We start from the raw sequence: 21,021 nt of genomic DNA on the forward strand, positions 1-21,021 counted from the left end.
ACCCCGACATTCTCCCCATTCTCAAACAACGCGCCACTGCTGATGATAATGAATATGTACGCCGCGCAGCATTACAAGAATTAGCGCGGGGGTTCAAACATGACCCCGATATTCTTCCTATTCTCAAGAAACATGCCACATCTGATAAATATTCTGATGTGCGACAAGCAGCAGTGCAAGAATTAGCGCGGGGGTTCAAACATGATCCTGATACCCTCCCCATCCTCAAAAAGCGGGCGATTGTTGATAAAAATTCAGCTGTGCGACAAGCAGCAATGCAGGAATTAGCGAGAGGATTTAAAGATCACCCCGGCATGTTTGAAGTGTTCTACAACTGTGCTGTCAACGATCCCTTTCAGCGCGAGTACAATTTTCAAGAAAATCCTCGACAAGTAGCTATTGAGGCAATTATTGAACAATATCCTCACCATTCCCAGACCTTGTCACTATTACGCGATAAAGCAGAAAACGACCCAGATGAGCAAGTGCGCGAATTTGCTAAGAAGAAGTTAGCAGATTTTGGGCATGGGCATCCCCTTGGGAATTAAAAATTAAAAATTAAAAATGAAATCGAATTAATTCAATTTTTGGCGTTGCTGAATCATGGAATGAAATTGGATTTATTAGAATCTCAAACTCGTTATCCTCTCTGCGTCTCTGCGCCTCTGCGTGAGGTAAATCATCCCACAATTATGCAACGCCCAATTTTTAATTCTTAATTGAGCAAAGCAGGGGGCATAGAACACTGATTATTATTCTCCTGATATTCCCCTGCTTGCCTCAACAGCTAACTTTGTCAACTAAACCGATTAATACGGCCACTTCCAATCACGAATTTCTGGCATATCTTCACCATGCTCAGAAATGTAGTGTTGGTGTTCGATGAGCTTGTCTTGCAGTCTTTGCTTGACATAAGCCGCCTTAGCCCCCAACTTTGGTACGCGATCAATTACGTCCATCACCAAGTCAAAGCGATCAAGATCGTTGAGAACGACCATATCAAAGGGGGTAGTGGTGGTTCCCTCTTCTTTATAACCCCGTACATGTAGGTTATTGTGGTTGGTATGGCGATAAGTTAGGCGATGGATTAGCCACGGATAACCATGAAAAGCAAAGATGATCGGTTTGTCGGTAGTAAAAATCGTATCGAAGTCTTTACTGCTTAAGCCGTGGGGATGCTCACTTTTTGGTTGTAATGTCATCAAGTCGACTACGTTGACTACCCGCACCTTCAACTCAGGGAAGTTCTGGCGCAAAATATCCACAGCAGCTAAGGTTTCTAAGGTGGGAACATCTCCAGCGCAAGCCATGACTACATCTGGTTCGCTGCCTTGATCATTGCTTGCCCATTCCCAAATACCAATACCTTTAGTGCAATGCTTGATAGCTGCATCCATATCTAAATATTGCAACGATGGTTGCTTCCCAGCAACAATTACGTTGACATATTGGCGGCTGTTCAAGCAATGGTCTGTTACCGACAGCAGAGTATTGGCATCGGGGGGAAGATACACCCGCACTATTTCCGCTTTTTTGTTAAGCACATGATCAATAAAACCGGGGTCTTGGTGCGAGAAACCGTTGTGATCTTGCCGCCAAACGTGGGATGTCAGCAGGTAGTTTAGAGAAGCAATTGGTCTACGCCAGGGAATATCATTGGTGGTTTTGAGCCATTTGGCGTGCTGATTAAGCATGGAATCCACTATATGGATAAATGCTTCATAGCAGGAGAAGAACCCATGACGACCTGTGAGCAAGTAACCTTCTAACCAGCCTTGGCAAGTCGTTTCGCTGAGAATTTCCATCACTCGACCATTAGGAGATAAATTTTCATCTTCTGGAAGAGTTTCGGCAGTCCAAGCCCGATCAGTGACTTCCAACACTGCACTCAGGCGATTGGATGCTGTTTCATCGGGGCCAAAAATCCGGAAGTTTTGGCTTTCCAGATTGAGTTTCATCACATCCCGGAGGAATGTTGACATCACTTTGGTGGCTTCGGCGTAACTTGTACCCGGTTGGGGAACATCTACTCCATAATCTTGAAAGTTGGGCATCTTCAAATCACGCAGCAAAATTCCGCCATTAGCGTGGGGATTATCACCCATGCGTCGATGTCCTTCGGGAGCCAGTTCTGCCAATTCTGCAATTAACTTGCCGTTAGCATCAAAGAGTTCTTCGGGTTTATAACTCTTCATCCACTCTTCTAGCAATTTTAGGTGTTCTGGCTTACTTACTAATTCTCCAAAAGGGACTTGGTGCGATCGCCAGAAACCCTCTGTTTTTTTCCCATCTACATCCTTCGGCCCTGTCCAACCTTTGGGGGTTCTAAGGATAATCATCGGCCACTGGGGACGTTCGGTAAAGCCATGTACGCGGGCTTCTCTTTGGATGCTTTGAATTTCGGCGATCGCTATGTCTAAAGTCGCAGCCATTTGTTGATGCACATCTGCGGGTTCAACACCTTCTACAAAGTAAGGTTTATAACCATAGCCCACAAATAAGCTCTCCAACTCTTGATAGCTTAATCGTGCTAATAAAGTTGGGTTAGCTATTTTATATCCATTGAGATGCAGAATCGGCAGTACTGCACCATCACGCACCGGGTTGAGGAATTTGTTGGAATGCCAGCTAGTAGCTAAAGCACCAGTTTCAGCTTCGCCATCACCAACAACAGCAGCAACCACCAAGTCAGGGTTATCAAAAGCAGCACCATAGGCGTGAACAAGGGCATAACCTAATTCACCACCTTCATGAATAGAACCAGGGGTTTCTGGTGCTACGTGGCTGGGAATACCACCAGGAAATGAAAACTGTTTGAAAAGTTTCTGCATACCCTCAGCATCTTGAGAAATGTTGGGGTAGTATTCGCTGTAAGTACCTTCGAGGTAAGTGTTGGCTACTAATCCAGGGCCGCCATGACCTGGCCCAGCAATGTAGATCGTGTTTAGGTCATACTTTTTGATTACCCGATTCAGGTGAACATAGATAAAGTTCAGCCCTGGTGTTGTTCCCCAGTGACCCAGCAGTCTAGGTTTGACGTGTTCCAACTTTAATGGTTCTTTCAGCAGTGGATTGTCGAGCAAATATATTTGCCCAACTGAAAGATAGTTCGCTGCACGCCAGTAGGCATTCATTTTGTGCAGTTCTTCATCTTTTAAAGGCTTTGTCTGTGGAGTAGTTGTTAATGTCATCTTAAACTCCATTACAAAAGTAAATTGACAAGTTCATTTCGTATGACAGTTTAATCATTTACGGTATGTGAGTCATCTTACTCATGACAAATTTACCAGTTTTAAGCTGGGAAGCTAATGATTACGAGCTACTTAATACACTTTTTCTAATCTAGAAATAAACCTGAACAAATGCCGATAACGTCCTCTCACAAAGGCTAACAGGCTAAGTATAGTACTGAGTATTTTTTAAGATTAATTTTATTTATTTTTAAAAATAAGTAAGATAGAGAATTATCTTGTAATACATTCAAAATATCTAATGAACACAATTTAAAAATATTTCTTTTGATGGACGTTTATTTACACTACGCGGATTAGTTGTTTTTGATCTGGTTTAATACCTCCAAAGCGCAAGTGGCGTAGAGTTTTTATCACCACTGAAGATTAATTTGAGTGTTGTAAGCCAATCTTCAGCGATTGCACTCAAGTTAGTATTGCTAAAAACTACTTGATTTATTAATATTCTGCTCAAGCCAAGCAACTCAATCAGATACATCAGCAAAATCTAAAAACTCCTCTCCTAATACTTCTAATTGTTCAGTAGATAGAACCTTCAGTCGCTCAACTATTGATGAATCTATTTTTCCAAATCGCCGGCTTAAAAGACGTTGTAAAAAACGCAAAGCTTCCTTTTGTTCTCCCTTGTGCAAAATATCTTGATAAATAACTGACTATTGCATCATATCTTCGCTCAGTAGTTGACGAATCAAATCTTTCTTAAAATGGTGATTTGTTGAGGTTGTTGATTCAAGAACCAATGGGCAAAATCAAAAGGATATGTTTCTGCAAGAATTTTACACAAGTTGTCATATTCTGCCATTGTTGAAAATTGCACCTGATTTGACAGTTATAGGACTGGGAATAATAGGGTGGGCAAAACATTTTTTTTATCACCACATACGTTATGCCACACCCCAATTTAGATATAAAAACTCATCCGGGGAACTTCTTTACTAAATCGTCTCCAGGAATGATTGTTGTATAAAAAACATAACTACTATTAGCTACATAGCGGCGATCTTGTTTAATTATTGCCATGAATTCTCGATGCCCTTGGCGCATACGTCCTACTAAACAACCTGCACTAGCATTTTTAATATCATTGCTAGGGGCATCATAACCCCAGTGTTGATTAACGTAAAAAAGACCTGTGTCAGTTTTGTCACCAGTCCGTTGAAAATTTTTGTCGGAATCTCGGTGAACGGTAATCGGCCCAACTTGCACTAATGCTTCGTGACGTTCTGCATTACCGTGCGTCCCAACCGCCCAAGCTTTGTATTGTCCAAACTTAATTCTGGCGGCTCCTCCAGGATTCATCGGATTGACAGTGTAATATTTACCTGGTTCGGTAGTAGCTTGCCAATGATCTACGATTTTGGGAACTCCATCGACTATTTCGATGACAATTCGCCGATCATTAAATTCATTGGCAGCATCACTGTTAAGACTCCAATCACCATTCATTCCTTCTATATAAACGATGTTGTATTCTTTTGGTGCAGTGAATACTTGATATTTCTGTGCCAGCATGTATTTTACAATTCTGCTGGCAATGTCATTGCCTAGTTTTAAAGGAGGTTGAGGAAGATCTTCTGGTTTGGTCTCAATTAATTTTTTGGCTGTGACTGCTCCTAAAAATTCACTTTCTCCAGTCTTTGTCAATTCTTGAAATTTTTTGAGAGAGGCTACAGAAACTGGCCCAAACTTACTATCAGCTGGAGGTTCCAATAGGCTCAAACCAATTAATAATATCTGAATTTGACGAGCCAATTCTAAATCTTGAGCGATCGCCTCAAATCCCCATTTTTCTTCTTTTCCGAGAAAATCTTGTAGTTTCATATTGCACACCTGCCTATATTTACCTATTAATTAGGTATAAACGTCATTTTGACGTGGGTTTGATGTTTGAAACTATACTCTCATGTAAAAATTTCTGCCACAATTATTACTAATACTTTATGATTTATGGCAGGAAGGCAAAGACAATAATTAATTTTGTTTAGTAACATAATGTACCAATACACAAAAATGCAAAGCCTTTTTTAGAGTCTTTGCATCTTTGCGTGAGATTTTTTTATTTATGGAGCTTAACCCTAAACCATCTCGGATGATGTTTGGACTACTGGTTGAGGCTGGGGCTGGAACATAAACAGCGAGTAAACGACATCTCGGCGGATATTGACCATCATATCCAAGAAAAGTTCGTAACCCTCGCTCTTGTATTCAATCAGTGGGTCTTTTTGACCGTATCCACGTAATCCTACTGATTCACGCAAGGCATCCATTTGTTGCAGGTGTTCGCGCCACAAGGTATCAATACGTTGCAAAATAAAGAAGCGTTCGGCTTGCCGCATCAGTCCAGGCTGAATTTGATCAATTTGTGCTTCTTTGAGGTCGTAGGCAATTCGCACCTGTTCGTGGAGGAAAGCTTTGATTTCGCTGACAGACATATCCTCTAATTGATTTGGCTGCATGTCGGCAAGCAGGTAAACAAATTCTTTGACTTTTTCCACCAACTTTTCTAACTCCCATTCTTCCGAGGGTAAGTCTGGGTTGATGTAGAAGTCCACGATGTCATCCATCGTTTTTTCAGCGTACTTGATCACCTGTTCTTTTAAATCTTGACCTTCTAACACTCGACGACGTTCGGCATAGATGGCGCGACGTTGATTGTTCATCACCTCGTCGTACTCAAACACCTGTTTGCGGATGTCGTAGTAGTAGGTTTCAACTTTTTTCTGTGCGCCTTCCAAACTACGAGTCAACATTCCCGATTCGATGGGCATGTCTTCTTCGACTTGGAAAGCGTTCATTAATCCAGCCACGCGATCGCCACCAAAAATCCGCAGCAGATTATCTTCTAAACTTAAGAAAAATCGTGTCGAACCAGGGTCGCCTTGTCGTCCAGCACGTCCGCGTAACTGGTTATCAATCCGCCTTGATTCGTGGCGTTCTGTACCAATTACGTGCAAGCCACCCAGTTCTACTACTTCATTATGCTCTCGTTCAGTGAATTGTTCATACTCTTGCTTCACACAGTTGTAAGCTGCGCGCAATTTTTTAATTACAGGGTCATCGATGGGAGCTTTTTCTGCTGCTACAGCTACTTTGTCTTCTGCTTCTAGTTCTGGCAAACTGCGATCGCCATATTCCCGCACCGCAGTTTCTACTGCTTCTTTTAATAGCTGTTCTGCTTCTTTAGAAAGTTGAGTGGGGAAAATTTCGGGAGAAGCTTTCCAAGTTTTGATTTTTTTACCAGGAACAAAACCTTGACCGCCACCATGTCCTATAGGCAATCCGGCTGCTCTTTGTACACCGAAGACATCTTCATCTTCTGGCATTACAATCCGAGGCAACAAGTATTCCCGCAGTTTCAAACGCGCCATGTATTCGGAGTTACCACCGAGGATGATGTCTGTACCTCTACCTGCCATGTTAGTAGCAATTGTTACAGCACCCCTGCGTCCTGCCTGGGCAACAATTTCGGCTTCCCGTTCCACGTTTTCTGGTCTGGCATTGAGTAATTCGTGGGGAATCTCCATCTGTTTGAGCAGACGGCTGAGTAGTTCAGATTTTTCAACGCTAGTGGTTCCTACCAATACTGGTCTGCCGAGTTCGTGCATTTCGGCACATTCTTTGGCGATCGCCCCCCACTTGCCCATTTCGGTTTTAAATACCATATCAGACAAGTCTTGCCGTCTACGGTTGCGATTGGTGGGAATTACCGCTACTTCTAATTTATAAATTTTTTCAAACTCTGGTTCTTCTGTCTTGGCAGTTCCTGTCATCCCACCCAGTTTAGGATAGAGCAAGAATAAGTTTTGATAAGTAATTGTTGCTAGAGTTTGAGTCTCTGGCTGAATATCTACATGCTCTTTAGCTTCAATTGCCTGATGCAGACCATCACTCCAGCGCCGTCCAGGTAGTACCCGTCCGGTAAATTCATCCACAATTACCACTTCCCCATTCCGAACGATATAGTTCACATCCTTAAGGAACAGTTCTTTGGCTTTAATAGCATTGAACATGAAATGCGCCCACGGATCTTCTGGGTCAAATAAATCTGTGACCCCCAAAAGATTTTCTGATTCCGCAAAACCTTCATCACTTAACAGCACATTACGAGCTTTTTCGTCAACTTCGTAATGCTCATCTTTTTTGAGAGTAAATGCGATTTCGGCTGCTTTTAAATATTTTTCTGTAGGTCTTTCTACCTGTCCAGAAATAATCAGCGGTGTCCGCGCCTCATCAATTAAAATCGAGTCTACTTCGTCAATTACACAATAGTTAAACGGGCGTTGCACCACATCAGCCATTGATGTAGACATATTATCCCGTAGGTAGTCAAAACCTACCTCACTGTTGGTGACATAAGTAATATCACACTCATAGTTTTTCTGGCGTTCTGAGGGAGTCATACTCGCCTGAATTAGCCCCACACTCAGACCCAGAAAACGATGTACCTGCCCCATCCATTCCGCGTCCCGGCGAGCTAGATAATCGTTGACTGTAACAACGTGTACACCCTTGCCAGTCAGGGCATTTAAATAACTCGGTAAGGTGGCAACCAGGGTTTTGCCTTCCCCGGTTTTCATTTCCGCAATTTGTCCAGAGTGGAGAATGACACCACCCAACAACTGGACATCAAAATGCCGCAAACCTAAGACTCTCCTACCTGCTTCCCTGACCACAGCGAAAGCTTCAGGCAAGATATCGTCCAGGGTTTCGCCTTTGGCAATCCGCTGTCTAAACTCTGCTGTTTTGCCTTTTAACTCCTCATCAGAAAGAGCCTTAATATCTTCCTCTAAGAGGTTAACTTCACTGATATAAGGTTGGTATTTTTTAAGTTTACGAGCGTTGGGATCGCCCAACAAGAGTTTTAGCATGGCAGTTTATGGAACTAAATCAAGGGGGATGGGAATTAAAGGTTTGGCATTGATTATAAGAATTTCACCCAACCCAGCCGTTTTGGTTGTGGATGGGTATCAAAGGAGAATTAACTCAAAAACACCAAAAAGCAGATCCAATCATTTAATCAACTGATTGGGTTTATTTTATAGTTTAAATTTGAAACTCTTTTAATAGTATCATTTCACCTCCAACTGAGGCAGAGAACGCCGATCTTGCTGGGTAGCGATTGCCCGCCTTTTGGGGTGGGGAGCAGGGGAGAAGTTTCAATAAATCTTTTTCCTTGTCCCCCTCATCTTCCCTACTTCTCCCATTCTTGGCTGAGTCGGCGGAAATTATAGTCGTTAGCGCTAGGATGACAACTGACACAACTGCTAATTTGCACAGGACGTGGTAAATCTACTTGGGGATGTAAAGCTTTAAAATAACGAGAATTATTAACCCGATAGGGTGTTGCTTCATCTTTTAGCTGTGTGCGAGAAAAAGTAGACAGATATCTCCATACAAGAATGCGAGGCGGATCGATTAAAGGCTTGAGTTGTGCGCCGTAATGCTGTGAGTCTTCTAGGATATTTTTCCAGGTTTGGGTGGGTAATACAGCTGGTGGGAGAGCGATGTGACAGGTAGAACAATTTTCTAAGTATAGTTCTTGTCCTAGCTGGTACTGTGCAGGTACTACGTCAACGGTGCCAACTTCTGAGGCGGGAGTGGCACTGTAAACGTTAGTTGTCGATTCCAGAAGCCAACCCATAGTTAGACTCCAAGCTAAAATGACCAAAAATAAACCCAAGGGACGGCATTTGAGTTGGCGCGATTTACGCTTAACAAGATTTGACATTCCTCACATTCCCAGATACTTAGTTGAGCCTGTAGCTAATAATATGACTTTCCTGGGGTTAGAGGTGTTTCAGGCTTGGAATTTAGGAAAGACTTATTTATGTGCGATCGCTTTCCCAAAAAAATACAAAAAAATTATCAAGATTTAAAAATATCTAACAATCTTAACGGATTTAACCTTCTTGATTATAAAAATCAGCCACAATATCTCGAATTTCATTTGCCCCAATATCTTGTCGGTCAGACTTGGAACAAATTGTTAGTAGCAAAATATTTGTAGGTGACTCAAGTTGATAAATTAAACGATATCCGGCGCTTTTACCTTTTTGGATATTACTGTTGCGAACTCTCACTTTGTAAACAATATACTCCTCACCAAGACCGCCAATGCGATCGCCGACAAAGTTTCCTTGTTGGAGTTCCTCAATAATTGCTTGTACATCAGAGCGAATATTGCGAAATCTCTTTGAGAGTCTGTAAAGTTCCTCCTCAAATTCATCAGAGAAGCGAATTACAACCGCGTCATCACTCTGCATCAATTCTGTCCCATAGCTCACTAATCGGTCTAGTTTGCCCTGCTTTTGCTTGCTGCAAAGCTCTCCTCAAGCTGGCTTTAATCTCTTCAACTGGCGTATCGTCAGGGTCAACTTCTTCTACTTCTACTTGTTCTGGAACTAAGACAATTACCCGCACCTGATGAGGATAAGTCGTTCCCTGAATTGGCTCATCTAGAATTAAATTTCCCTGAGCATCAATTTTGCCAGTAACTTCGATCGCTTTCATTTCTTATCCACCTCGTTTGTAGGAGATCCTAACATGGTGAAATTTAAGCAGGATAAGGAAACCAAAGTTTACCTTAAGGAATAGCAACCGATCGCAATAATCGCTCGACAACAGTTCTAGCACTACGTCCACCCCTGGGAATTAGCCGATGGCAAAGAACGTGAGGTACGAGAAACTTTACATCATCGGGAATGGCATAATCACGCCCCAACAAAAAAGCTAATGCTTGGGTTGCCCGTTGTAGCGCCACAGTACCGCGTGGACTAACGCCCAAAGTGATTTCTTCATCTTGCCTTGTAGCTCTGACCAACTCTAAGATGTACTGTTGTAAAGATGTTTCTACTCGTACTTTGGAGCAGTACTCACGCAATTGAGCCACTTCTGCCAAGGTAATACAAGGTAATAAATCAGCTACATTGGCACTGTATGTTCGTTTTTGCAGCATTTCTAGTTCTTCTGCCGCAGAAGGATAACCCAAACTCAACGACAACATAAACCGATCCATTTGTGCTTCTGGCAACGGAAAAGTGCCTTGGTACTCTATGGGATTTTGGGTAGCAATTACAAAAAAGGGCTGAGGAACTGTACGAGAGACACCATCGACTGTTACTTGATGCTCTTCCATTACTTCTAGTAAAGCTGACTGGGTGCGGGGTGTCGCGCGGTTGATTTCATCGGCTAGCAGTACGTTAGCAAACACTGGCCCAGAGAGAAAAGTAAATTCACCGCTTTTGGGGTTCCAAATATTAGTGCCTGTAATGTCAGTTGGTAGTAAATCGGGTGTACATTGTAGCCGTTGAAACTTACCATCTACTGAACGAGCTAGAGATTTAGCGAGGAGAGTTTTGCCTACTCCAGGGACATCTTCTAGCAAGGCATGACCACCACCTAAGAGGGCGACTAGGACTAATTGTATTGCTTCGTTTTTCCCAACGATGGTACGAGCCAGATTTTGAGTCAGAGCATCAATTTTTTCTCTCATGTACCACAGGGATTGGTAATTGGGTAATTAAGAAATTGGAATGGAGAATAACCTATGCTTTGCTCTCCATTCCCTCATCTAGTATTCCCGCTTAGCAATCAAAATTCAGCATCCAGCACTTAAAATTTCTCTAGCAATGGTGCAATCAAGTTGAATTTGCGTTTTCAAAGCTTCTAGATCAGGAAATTTCTGTTCAGAGCGCAAAAATTCGATCAGCTGCACAGCCAGTTTTTTGCCATATAAATCATTAGCCCAATCAAATAAATGTACTTCTACAGATAAACATGTACCATTTACTGTTGGGCGATCGCCTATATTCATCACACCCAATATTTGAATAGGCGCATGAACATCTGGCGTTTCACTCACAATCGAAACGCGGACAGCGTAAACACCTTTGTGGGGTACAAACTTGTCGTTTGGTAGTTGAAGATTAGCGGTAGGAAAACCAATAGTTCTGCCTAATTGTTGACCTTGAACCACAACACCAACAAGAGTGTAAGGCCGCCCTAGCAGTAGGTTGGCATTTTTAATGTCACCACTTTCTAAAGAATGGCGGATTAGTGAAGTGCTAATGGGGATATCTTTGACGGGAGCGTTGTCTGCATAAGTTTGCAAGGGAACAATAGTAACTGGTATCTGATAATTGGCGGCCAGCAATTGCAAATCTTTGGCAGTACCACGGCGCTGTTTACCAAAACAAAAATCTTGCCCAACACTAACTCGCTGGCATTGCAGTCGTTGCACGAGAATCTTTTCTACGAAGTCTTCGGGAGATAAAGCAGATAGTTCTTTATCGAAGGGCAGTAGTACTAATTGCTCTACCCCAAGCGATCGCAATTGTTCAATTTTTTCATCCAATGGTGTTAATAAAGCACGGGGTTGTCCCGTAAAAAACTCCTGTGGATGGGGATGAAAAGTGACGACTGTGGAGTATGTATGTTCATTTTCATTTGACTGCGGACTAGCTCCTACTGACAACTGATTACCACCGTGTAAGACTGGTTGAATGACTCTATGATGGCCAAGATGCACACCATCAAATTTGCCAAGAGCAACAGCAGTTGGTGTTAGCAGCCCTTTGGTCGAAGAAGCAACCCACACAGAACATCCATTTTGAGACAAATTTAGCACTTGGATTCTGGGATTTTAGGTTTGTTTAGCTATCAGCCACAAGCTACCTTATGGAAAACCGCCACCAAGGAAGTCCAGGGGGAGCAGAGGAAGCAGGGGAAGCAGGGGAAGCAGGGAAAGTACTCTTCATCTTTGATGTGGGTTGGGAAAAAGGGAAAGATTTGAAATTACCCTTTGTGTTTGTACTATCCCTTCTCTCTTCGCTGACCTTTGCGCAAGTGTGTCCTTCTGTTGTTGCAGCATTACCGTGAAGTACGCTTTGGTGCTAACAGCTCTTGATCACCAATCTAATCTAAAATTGATGATTGCTTCGATTGCCACCTTTACACAGAAAACTTGCTGATAGGAAAAGATTCTGATAAGGAAACTGAGGCAGGAACCTGGAGTCGCATTCCTTCTCTTGCCATAATTGCACCAGGAAATTCTTTTGCTGCTTGTTCCCCGACACAATCCAAAAAGTCATCATTGTGGGCGGGATCATGGTGGTAAATCACCAAAGTTTTGACATTAGCAGCTTTGGCCAGTTTCACTGCTTCTTGCCAAGTAGAATGTCCCCAACCGATTTTAGGTGATGATGGTGAATGATATTCCTCATCAGTATAGGTGGAATCGTAGATCAAGATGTCCGCATTCCGAGATAACCAAAGAACATTTTCATCCAGTCGATCCGGAAAATGTTCTGTATCAGTAATATAAACAGCAGCACCACCGTGCCAGTTAACTCGGTATCCGACAGCTTCACCTGGATGGTTTAGCGATGCCGTTTCTATGGTAACGTCATTAATATGTATTGCTTGTCCTGGCTTGATGTCGTGAAAATTTAAATTTGCTTGCATAATCTGCAAGGGCACGGGAAAATTTGGATGGAGCATCTGGTCATTAAGGCGCTGTTCTATGGTGGAACCATCAGGAGCGATCGCGCCATAAATATAAAAATGATTGCCTTTGACAAAACCTGGGACAAAAAAGGGAAAACCCTGCATGTGATCCCAGTGAGAATGGGTAAAAAATATATGACCTTCTATCGGCATTTGAGGCAATAAAGATTGCCCCAAAACATGCAGTCCCGTGCCACCATCGAAAATTAAGCGTTTACCGCCCACTTGCATCTCAACGCAAGGGGTATTTCCACCATAACGGACGGTGTGTGACCCTGGACTGGGGATGCTCCCACGAACGCCCCAAAATTGCACAGTAAATTGGTTTTCTATCCTGGACATGGGTGTTGCTTGCTGGATTAAGCGGGCGATCAATTAAGACAGATGTTATTTGTTTGGTTAAATCTATGCTGTTTTACTGCATTTTGCTGGAAGGGTGTTTTACTGGTAAAACAGCATACACTGTTTAAGGTTGGTTTTGTAAATGCAGGTGAGGTACTGTAAGACAGTCGCCTCAATTTGTGCCAGCTTAGGTGTATCATTAATATCAATAGCGCTCCTACTTTATAGCCTAAATTTTGCGGTAAGGCATTTAACTAGATTTTGCGACTTACCCGTAGCTCAAATCATTTAAGCCAAACAATTTAGGGAAACTGAAACTCCCAATTAGACAATTGCTCCAGTGCATTGCCATAGGTAAGATTGTATTGTAATGGCGTGACGCTAATGTAGTTTTTACGGATTACATGCACATCAATAGGCACATTCTGCGGAAGATTTAAACCTTCTGGAGGTTCTACATCTTCTAAAACTTCTCCAGTCAACCAATAGTAAGTTTTGCCACGAGGATCGACTCGCTGATCAAAAACATCAACATAGCGGCGTATTCCCTGCCGAGTGAAAGTGACACCGGCAATTTCTTCCCACTTGACAGCAGGAACATTGACGTTAAGTAACATCAAACCTGGTAGAGGTTTTAACGCTAGTTGCTCCACGAGAATTTTGGAAAACTTGGCAGCAGATTGAAAGTCTTTGGATGTATGACTGGTAAGACTCAGCGCTATGCTGGGAATACCTTCAATTAGACCTTCCATGGCCGCAGAAACAGTACCGGAATAAAGAATTTCTGTTCCTAAATTTGCACCTTGGTTAATACCAGAGAGTACCAAATCAGGTGGTGACTCTAGTAAAGCCCACAATGCTAACTTTACACAGTCTGAGGGAGTGCCATCGCAAGCCCAAGCCTTAACGGCGGGATGAAAAATCGACTCGACAATTTCAGCGCGAATCGGTTGGTGCATGGTTAATCCATGTCCAGTTGCCGATCGCTCTCGATCTGGGCAAACTACAGTTACATGATGACCTGCTTCTGCCAAGCAGTTGGCTAGGGTACGAATACCTAAGGCAGAAATTCCGTCATCATTACTAATGAGTAATTTCATGGATCAATAGTCAACGGTCAACAGTCAATGGTCGACAGTCAAGGGACAATTGTCAATGTCTGTGATCACAAATATATAAAAAACTATGCTTGGGCATGGGGCATTGGGAATCGGGATAAGGTTTTTTGCAGCTTTCAATAAAGGGAAAAGCGATCGCAAAACTTGATCGCTTCTAAACTGGTAAACAGAAGTATAGTTTTGACTGGGATTTTCCTGTTGCCCGTTGCCTGTTCCCTTTTAATATTGATTAATTGACTAATAACTAATAACTAATGACTAGCAATTTAGAGGCTCAACTTTTAGCACTACGCCAAGAAGGAGAAAAAGCGATCGCCGCCACCGATACCCTAGAACACCTAGAAGAACTCAGAGTTAAATATTTGGGTAAAAAGGGAGAACTGGGGGCGCTGCTGCGAAGTATGGGACAAATGAGTGCAGAGGAACGACCGAAAATTGGGGCGATTGCTAATACTGTCAAAGAATCCCTGCAAACTAGTCTAGACCAGCAACGTGCTGCTTTGGAAGCTGCACAAATTCGCTCCCAGCTAGAAGCAGAAACCTTAGATGTGACTATGCCGGGAATTTTCCGCCCCCAAGGTCGGATTCATCCTCTCAATGGCATTATTGATCGAGCGCTAGATATATTTGTGGGTATGGGCTACACCGTAGCAGAAGGTCCAGAAATGGAAACAGATTATTACAATTTTGAGGCTCTGAACACCCCCCCTGACCATCCCGCCCGTGATATGCAGGATACTTTCTACCTGCCAGATGGCAATCTATTGCGGACTCATACCTCATCTGTACAAATCCGTTACATGGAAAAAGAAGAGCCGCCCGTTCGGGTGATTGCTCCAGGGAGAGTTTATCGGCGAGATAATGTAGATGCAACTCACTCGGCAGTTTTCCACCAGATAGAACTTTTAGCAATTGATGAAGGACTAACATTTACAGACCTCAAAGGCACAATTAAGCTGTTTTTGCAAGCGATGTTTGGCGATTTACCAATTCGTTTTCGTGCAAGTTACTTCCCCTTTACCGAACCGTCTGCTGAGGTGGATTTGCAGTGGAACGGTCGCTGGTTGGAGGTAATGGGCTGCGGTATGGTTGATCCGAATGTCTTAAAAGCTGTTGGTTATGACCCAGAAGTATATACTGGGTTTGCTGCTGGCTTTGGTGTAGAACGCTTTGCAATGGTGTTACACCAAATCGATGATATTCGCCGCTTGTATGCTAGCGATTTGCGGTTTTTGCAACAATTTTAATTTTTCAGTATTACCCGAATTGCGATCGCACTGCTAAGGTTATCTTGGCAGATTTCCAGCTTGAAAAATCTGTTCAGCGGTTAAATTCAACTCCGGGAACGTTGGTGATTGGATGCGTTCCCTGGAAGCATCGGCGTTTCTGAACTGCTGGATTTGGCATTCCCCCTCAACTAACGAGTAAATCGAGATAGTTGGTTGCTTAGGATTGCCGATAAATCGCCTACCACCTAAAGCAACATAATCGACGGACACTTGCTTCAAGCAGGGAAACCCTTCCAACGCAGTGTCCTCATCAACAATCCAGTCTTCTAATACTAGTTCAAATAATGATTGCAACACATCCTTTGGTAGACGCGATGAATCGTGTTTCTACAAGCAGTTTATCTGTCTCATTCTTTTTGCAGATTGGTATAAGATGCCCACTGTTTCATAGTCAACTGCTTTTTTTAAAAAATCATCTCTCCAGTTAGTACTAACTACCTCAACTACTAAGGTAATTGATACTGCTTGATTAACAGTTCATTCTTTTTTTTTACAGAGGTTCATTTACTCAATTAGGACAGTTTAATATCAGCATATTTAATGAATAAGCATTTTTTATATGCACCCTAAATAAGGTAGTTATGCGGAAAAAATCTGTATAATACTTCAAAATTGACGATATTAATAAAATTTCTGGATATTACGATTAAAATAGTCGTAACTCTGTGTATAGCTCAATTGCTGAGTGTCATAAATGGAGAATTTCCGCATAATAAATAGTTATAGATCTATAGAATACTTGTATATGAACTAACGCAATGTGCGACTTAATATTCTGTAACAAGTTCATCGAATTGAAGAGGGTCACAATGATAGGGATTAAGCCAGAAACAGACAGTATGAGCTAAAATCTTGCAATTAAGGCGACTGGTAAGATGCCACATATCTCTGGCACGAATCTTCTCGATGTGGAATCTGTCAACAAGTTGACCAATAACTGTTTCAATTCGGCGACGAAAACGCTCCATCAACCGAACTAAAGATTGGCTACGAGAGTCTGGCATATTAGAACGCACAGGAGTTTGCAAAAAAATACCAACAAGAGCAAGTTCTGAAGACAAAAATTTGCTCAGATATCCCTTATCTCCAATTAATTGACCTTGAATTCGTGAGATTAAATCCCAAAGTGCTTCGCGTTCACTACCGTTTGCCGGAGTGAGAGTAAATCCACTAATCACACCTGTACTACTATCGTTTACCGCAAGGCGCTCAGAGGCAGTGAGCAGGCGAAATTGAGCCAACAAGCAGAGGATGAAAAACAAGCTTAAATAACGATTAACTAATTTTCCTCTGTGCCAAATATTGATACATTTGCCAACGAGCATCAACTTCAGCTTGTGCTTGTTCTAATAACTGCTGGGCAACTTCGGGTTTGCTTTTAGTTAGCATTTTGAAGCGATGTTCTTGATACATTGATTGTTCTACTGATTTTGTAGGCGATCGCATATCTAATTGCAAGGGATTTTTACCTTGTTGAACTAACTCTGGATTGTGACGATACAGCAACCATCGACCTGATTCTATCAGGGCTTTTTGGTGATTCATTCCCGTGGTCATGTTGATGCCGTGGGCTATGCAATGGCTGTAAGCAATAATTAACGAAGGGCCATCGTAAGCCTCTGCTTCTAAAAATGCCTTCAGGGTATGTTCATCTTTTGCACCTAGGGCTACACTTGCTACGTAGACATTACCGTAGGTCATGGCAATCAAGCCTAAATCTTTTTTTGGTGCAGGTTTGCCACTGGCGGCAAATTTAGCCACTGCGGCGCGTGGGGTGGCTTTAGAAGATTGACCGCCTGTGTTGGAATACACTTCTGTATCCATCACCAAAATATTGACATTACGACCACTGGCAATTACATGATCGATACCGCCAAAATCAATGTCATAAGCCCAACCATCACCGCCAATAATCCAGACGCTTTTTTTAACTAAATAATCAGCTAGGGATTTAAGATTTTGGATTTGAGATTTTAAATTTAAGTTTATTACTGTAGTTAAAATTTGATCTAAATTTTGTTTTAAAAGTGCCACCCTTTCGCGCTGTTCCCAAATATCAGCTTCAGATTTTTGTTCAGCAGTGAGGATGGAATCAATAAGTTTTTCATCTATTACATGACTTAATTTTTGTAGTAATTCTGCGGCAAATTCTGTTTGTTTCTCTACTGATAGACGAAAGCCTAAACCGAACTCGGCGTTATCTTCAAATAGACTATTTGACCATGCTGGGCCGCGTCCTTCGGTATTTGTTGTCCAAGGAGTGGTAGGGAGATTGCCACCATAAATTGACGAACAGCCTGTAGCATTGGCAATTACGGAGCGATCGCCAAATAATTGTGTTAATAATTTTAAATAAGGTGTTTCGCCACAACCGGCACACGCACCAGAAAATTCAAATAAAGGTTCTTGTAATTGTTGTTGCCGAATTTGGTTTAATTTCAACTGCCGTCGGTCAGGATTGGGCAAATTTAAGAAATAATCCCAGTTTTTGCGCTCTTGCTCTCGCAAAGGCAACTGCTGTGCCATATTAATCGCTTTACGCAACGGCTCATTTTTATTTTTAGCAGGACAAATAGTTACACAAATAGCGCACCCCGTACAATCTTCCGGGGCGACTTGAATAGTAAATTTTTGATTAGCAAAGTCTTTATCTCTAGTATCGGTTGACTTAAAGGTAGGCGGTGCATTAATCAACTCATTTGGTTGATAAGCCTTAGCACGGATGGCGCTATGGGGACAAACCATGACGCACTTACCGCACTGTACGCAAACATCTGGTTCCCATGCAGGTATCTCTTCGGCAACGTTACGTTTTTCCCATTTAGCTGTACCTGTAGGAAAAGTCCCGTCGGCTGGTAGGGCGCTGACGGGTAAGGCATCACCTTGCCATTCTATAATTCGCCCTAACACTTCCTGAACAAATTCGGGAGCATGAACAGAAACGGGGGATTGTCTAGTAATAGTGCTGCTGGTTTGACTTGGTACATCTACCTTATGCAAGTTAGCAAGGGTGTTATCTACAGCTTGCAAATTCATTTGCACAACTTCTGCACCTTTTTTACCGTAAGTCTTTTCGATCGCTTGTTTAATTTTGGCGATCGCTTCTGTTTCTGGCAAGACACCCGCTAAGGCAAAGAAGCATACCTGCATAATGGTGTTAATTCTTCCCCCCATGCCACTTTCACGAGCGACTTGGCTAGCATCAATCACATAAAACTTCAGATGCTTGTCGATAATTTGCTGCTGTACTTTTAAAGGTAAATATTGCCAGACAGTATCCGCATTGTATGGACTGTTGAGGAGCAAAGTTGCCCCAGTCACAGCAGCTTGCAAAACATCAATACGTTCTAAAAAGCCCCAGTGATGACAACCGATGAAGTTGGCTTTGTCAATCAGGTAGGTAGAACGAATCGGTTGGGGGCCGAAGCGTAGGTGAGAAACAGTGATCGAACCTGATTTTTTGGAGTCGTAAACAAAGTAACCTTGGGCGTAGTTATCGGTTTGTTCACCAATAATCTTGATCGAGTTTTTGTTAGCCCCAACTGTACCATCAGAACCTAACCCGTAGAACATTGCCCGAACGACGTTATCGGGTTCAGTGGAGAAGTTCGGGTCAAAATCTAGGGATGTATGACTAACGTCGTCATTAATCCCCACAGTAAAGTGATTTTTTGGCTTAGCTTGGTTCAGATTGTCGAAAATACCCTTTACCATTGCTGGGGTAAATTCTTTAGAAGAAAGACCGTAACGACCACCAACCACTTTAGGAGTGTTGAGTGAAGAGTTAGAAGTATTCTCCTCATCTCCACATCTTCCACTTCCTCTTTCGTCCCAGATTTCATGTATAGCAGTTACCACATCCAAATATAATGGCTCACCCGCGCTACCTGGTTCTTTGGTGCGATCCAGAACAGCGATCGCTTGTACACTTGCAGGCAATGCTGCAACAAATCTGTCAACATCAAAAGGACGATAGAGTCGCACTTTCATAACTCCCACTTTTTCACCACGAGCGTTGAGGTAATCTACTGTTTCATGAACGGTTTCACAGCCTGAACCCATAAGTACAATGACGCGCTTAGCATCACTAGCTCCGTGGTATTCATAGATTTGGTAATGCCTGCCTGTGAGTTCTCCAAATCGCTCCATAATCCGCTGTACAATGGCGGGACAGGCGCTGTAGTAGGGGTTAGCCCCTTCACGGGCTTGGAAGTAAACATCCGAATTTTGGGCTGTACCACGCATTACAGGGCGGTCTGGGGTAAGAGCGCGTGAGCGATGAGCAAGTACTAGCTGATCAGGAATTAGCGATCGTAAATCTTCATCTGATAGCAATTTCACCTTCTGCACTTCATGGGAAGTACGGAACCCATCAAAGAAGTGCATAAACGAGACTCGCGCTTCTAGAGTAGCTGCATGGGCAATCAGAGCAAAGTCTTGACTTTCTTGCACCGAGGCAGAACACAATAAAGCAAAGCCAGTAGCACGAGCCGCCATCACATCGCTATGATCACCAAAAATAGAAAGAGCGTGTGTAGCTAAGGAACGCGCAGCTACATGAACCACGGCGCTAGTTAGCTCACCAGCAATTTTGTAGAGGTTAGGAATCATCAGCAATAGTCCCTGAGATGCTGTAAAGGTGGTACTCAAGGAACCAGTTTGTAACGCCCCATGCACAGCACCAGCAGCTCCCCCTTCGCTCTGCATTTGGATGACACTAGGAATTGTCTGCCAGAGGTTGGGACGACTTTCTGCTGACCAAGCATCTGCCCATTCACCCATTGCCGAAGAGGGGGTAATGGGATAAATGGCAATCACCTCATTTAATTTGTAAGCAACACGAGCGACAGCTTCATTACCATCAATGGTTGCAAAGGTTCTGTTCATCATTTTTCTTCCTGTCTCACTTTCGATCAATTGCTTGGTCTTCTAAACTGCGTGAAGAGAAGAGTTAGAAATAGCCTGAGCCAGGAAGCTGGTGTGTTATGTCTTCTGCCTTGAAGTTTCAACAGAAAATTGCTGAGTTGAAAAAAGAAATCTCTTCCTTAACTCAAGCTTTCTGAAGTTTGCCACAGAGGGAAACTGGCACCAGTTTTCTGGATCGGCAAACCCTCCTACAGCACTGGCTCCTTTTTGCAACTTCTCTCTAGCTTTAGCTATGGAGTAGAACTCAGTACTACTGAAATTCAATATTGACTTAAATGATTTTTTGAGGGCTTTCGGCTATTAATTGAAATTTCCAGAAATGCGTCTTCTATGAGTGTCCCATCCCTGCTAATCCATCTATTAATAAGTATTAATGATGTACTCAAAAGTTGAAGTTATTAACTGATAGACCTTTCAGGCAATTGATGATCTTTTCTGGGGTATAGGTTCGGGGATATTTTATGTTCTTGTTTGCTTGGTACAATCAGTTTCTTAATATGTACTTCTCAAAGATTAAATAAATAAGAAAATGTATAGGTTGATAGCGAATTTATTAAAACTATGAATAATTTGCGATAGGTATAGCAGGGA

At 42.6% G+C, this 21,021-nt stretch carries 15 protein-coding genes and 4 pseudogenes; 4 read left to right on the forward strand and 15 right to left on the reverse strand.

The features are described from left to right. Positions 1 to 548, forward strand: a 548-nt coding sequence (locus I8751_RS29975; RefSeq protein ID WP_225894471.1) for a HEAT repeat domain-containing protein, incomplete at its 5' end; no start/stop codon positions are given. A 261-nt stretch (positions 549 to 809) separates the two neighbouring features. Here the strand turns inward: I8751_RS29975 and I8751_RS28110 are convergent. The 5 genes and pseudogenes from I8751_RS28110 to I8751_RS28130 all read right to left on the reverse strand — a co-directional run bounded on the left by I8751_RS28110 (position 810) and on the right by I8751_RS28130 (position 8,979). Then, on the reverse strand, positions 810 to 3,191 hold the full coding sequence (locus tag I8751_RS28110; protein ID WP_214442367.1) for a phosphoketolase family protein: 2,382 nt from the start codon (positions 3,189 to 3,191) through the stop codon (positions 810 to 812). A 524-nt stretch (positions 3,192 to 3,715) separates the two neighbouring features. Then, positions 3,716 to 3,955, reverse strand: a pseudogene (locus I8751_RS28115) (DUF4351 domain-containing protein); the annotation flags it as partial. A gap of 211 nt (positions 3,956 to 4,166) precedes the next feature. After that, positions 4,167 to 5,072 (reverse strand): peptidoglycan-binding domain-containing protein, encoded by a 906-nt coding sequence (locus I8751_RS28120; protein ID WP_214442368.1) that lies wholly within the window; start codon positions 5,070 to 5,072, stop codon positions 4,167 to 4,169. Between the two features lie 254 nt (positions 5,073 to 5,326). After that, entirely contained in the window at positions 5,327 to 8,119 is a 2,793-nt protein-coding gene (secA, locus tag I8751_RS28125; RefSeq protein ID WP_214442369.1) for a preprotein translocase subunit SecA, read from the reverse strand. A gap of 323 nt (positions 8,120 to 8,442) precedes the next feature. After that, positions 8,443 to 8,979, reverse strand: a complete 537-nt coding sequence (locus I8751_RS28130; RefSeq protein ID WP_214442370.1) for a diheme cytochrome c — start codon at positions 8,977 to 8,979, stop codon at positions 8,443 to 8,445. Here I8751_RS28130 and I8751_RS28135 point away from each other — a divergent pair. After that, the gene (locus I8751_RS28135; RefSeq protein WP_214442458.1) at positions 8,912 to 9,127 is read left to right on the forward strand and encodes a hypothetical protein; all 216 of its coding nucleotides are present in this window, start codon (positions 8,912 to 8,914) and stop codon (positions 9,125 to 9,127) included. The genes I8751_RS28130 and I8751_RS28135 overlap by 68 nt on opposite strands. A gap of 24 nt (positions 9,128 to 9,151) precedes the next feature. On the opposite strand, the gene I8751_RS28140 is transcribed toward I8751_RS28135, so the two are convergent. The 4 genes from I8751_RS28140 to I8751_RS28155 form a co-directional block, all read right to left on the reverse strand. Continuing rightward, on the reverse strand, positions 9,152 to 9,514 hold the full coding sequence (locus I8751_RS28140; protein ID WP_214442371.1) for a type II toxin-antitoxin system RelE family toxin: 363 nt from the start codon (positions 9,512 to 9,514) through the stop codon (positions 9,152 to 9,154). After that, positions 9,504 to 9,761: a type II toxin-antitoxin system RelN family antitoxin gene (locus I8751_RS28145; protein ID WP_214442372.1), complete on the reverse strand. Its 258-nt coding sequence runs from the start codon at positions 9,759 to 9,761 to the stop codon at positions 9,504 to 9,506. Before I8751_RS28145 ends, I8751_RS28140 begins: the two co-directional genes overlap by 11 nt. 73 nt (positions 9,762 to 9,834) lie before the next feature. Beyond that, the gene (locus I8751_RS28150) at positions 9,835 to 10,743 is read right to left on the reverse strand and encodes an AAA family ATPase (protein WP_214442373.1); all 909 of its coding nucleotides are present in this window, start codon (positions 10,741 to 10,743) and stop codon (positions 9,835 to 9,837) included. 105 nt (positions 10,744 to 10,848) lie between these two features. Further along, positions 10,849 to 11,877 (reverse strand): bifunctional riboflavin kinase/FAD synthetase, encoded by a 1,029-nt coding sequence (locus tag I8751_RS28155; protein WP_214442374.1) that lies wholly within the window; start codon positions 11,875 to 11,877, stop codon positions 10,849 to 10,851. Positions 11,878 to 11,927: 50 nt separating this feature from the next. Here I8751_RS28155 and I8751_RS28160 point away from each other — a divergent pair, with 50 nt between their 5' ends. Beyond that, positions 11,928 to 12,128 carry a hypothetical protein gene (locus tag I8751_RS28160; RefSeq protein WP_214442375.1) on the forward strand — a complete coding sequence of 67 codons (201 nt, stop codon included), beginning with the start codon at positions 11,928 to 11,930 and terminating at the stop codon, positions 12,126 to 12,128. A gap of 72 nt (positions 12,129 to 12,200) precedes the next feature. Here I8751_RS28160 and I8751_RS28165 read toward each other — a convergent pair whose 3' ends face one another. Continuing rightward, positions 12,201 to 13,097, reverse strand: a complete 897-nt coding sequence (locus I8751_RS28165; RefSeq protein ID WP_214442376.1) for an MBL fold metallo-hydrolase — start codon at positions 13,095 to 13,097, stop codon at positions 12,201 to 12,203. Positions 13,098 to 13,399: 302 nt separating this feature from the next. Then, positions 13,400 to 14,197: a 5'/3'-nucleotidase SurE gene (gene surE, locus I8751_RS28170; RefSeq protein WP_214442377.1), complete on the reverse strand. Its 798-nt coding sequence runs from the start codon at positions 14,195 to 14,197 to the stop codon at positions 13,400 to 13,402. A 272-nt stretch (positions 14,198 to 14,469) separates the two neighbouring features. Between surE and pheS the strand changes: the two genes are divergently transcribed. Further along, positions 14,470 to 15,462, forward strand: a complete 993-nt coding sequence (gene pheS / locus I8751_RS28175; RefSeq protein ID WP_214442378.1) for a phenylalanine--tRNA ligase subunit alpha — start codon at positions 14,470 to 14,472, stop codon at positions 15,460 to 15,462. 39 nt (positions 15,463 to 15,501) lie between these two features. Here pheS and I8751_RS28180 read toward each other — a convergent pair. The 4 genes and pseudogenes from I8751_RS28180 to nifJ all read right to left on the reverse strand — a co-directional run. Beyond that, positions 15,502 to 15,774: pseudogene (locus I8751_RS28180) on the reverse strand (hypothetical protein); the annotation flags it as partial. A gap of 102 nt (positions 15,775 to 15,876) precedes the next feature. Further along, positions 15,877 to 15,981, reverse strand: a pseudogene (locus I8751_RS30545) (Uma2 family endonuclease); the annotation flags it as partial. A gap of 290 nt (positions 15,982 to 16,271) precedes the next feature. Further along, positions 16,272 to 16,694, reverse strand: a pseudogene (locus I8751_RS28190) (transposase); the annotation flags it as partial. 85 nt (positions 16,695 to 16,779) lie between these two features. Then, positions 16,780 to 20,391, reverse strand: a complete 3,612-nt coding sequence (gene nifJ, locus I8751_RS28195) for a pyruvate:ferredoxin (flavodoxin) oxidoreductase (protein WP_214442451.1) — start codon at positions 20,389 to 20,391, stop codon at positions 16,780 to 16,782. Positions 20,392 to 21,021: the final 630 nt, after the last annotated feature.

Origin of the sequence: Atlanticothrix silvestris CENA357, assembly GCF_016056295.1 — a bacterium.
GTDB classification, from domain to species: domain Bacteria; phylum Cyanobacteriota; class Cyanobacteriia; order Cyanobacteriales; family Nostocaceae; genus Atlanticothrix; species Atlanticothrix silvestris.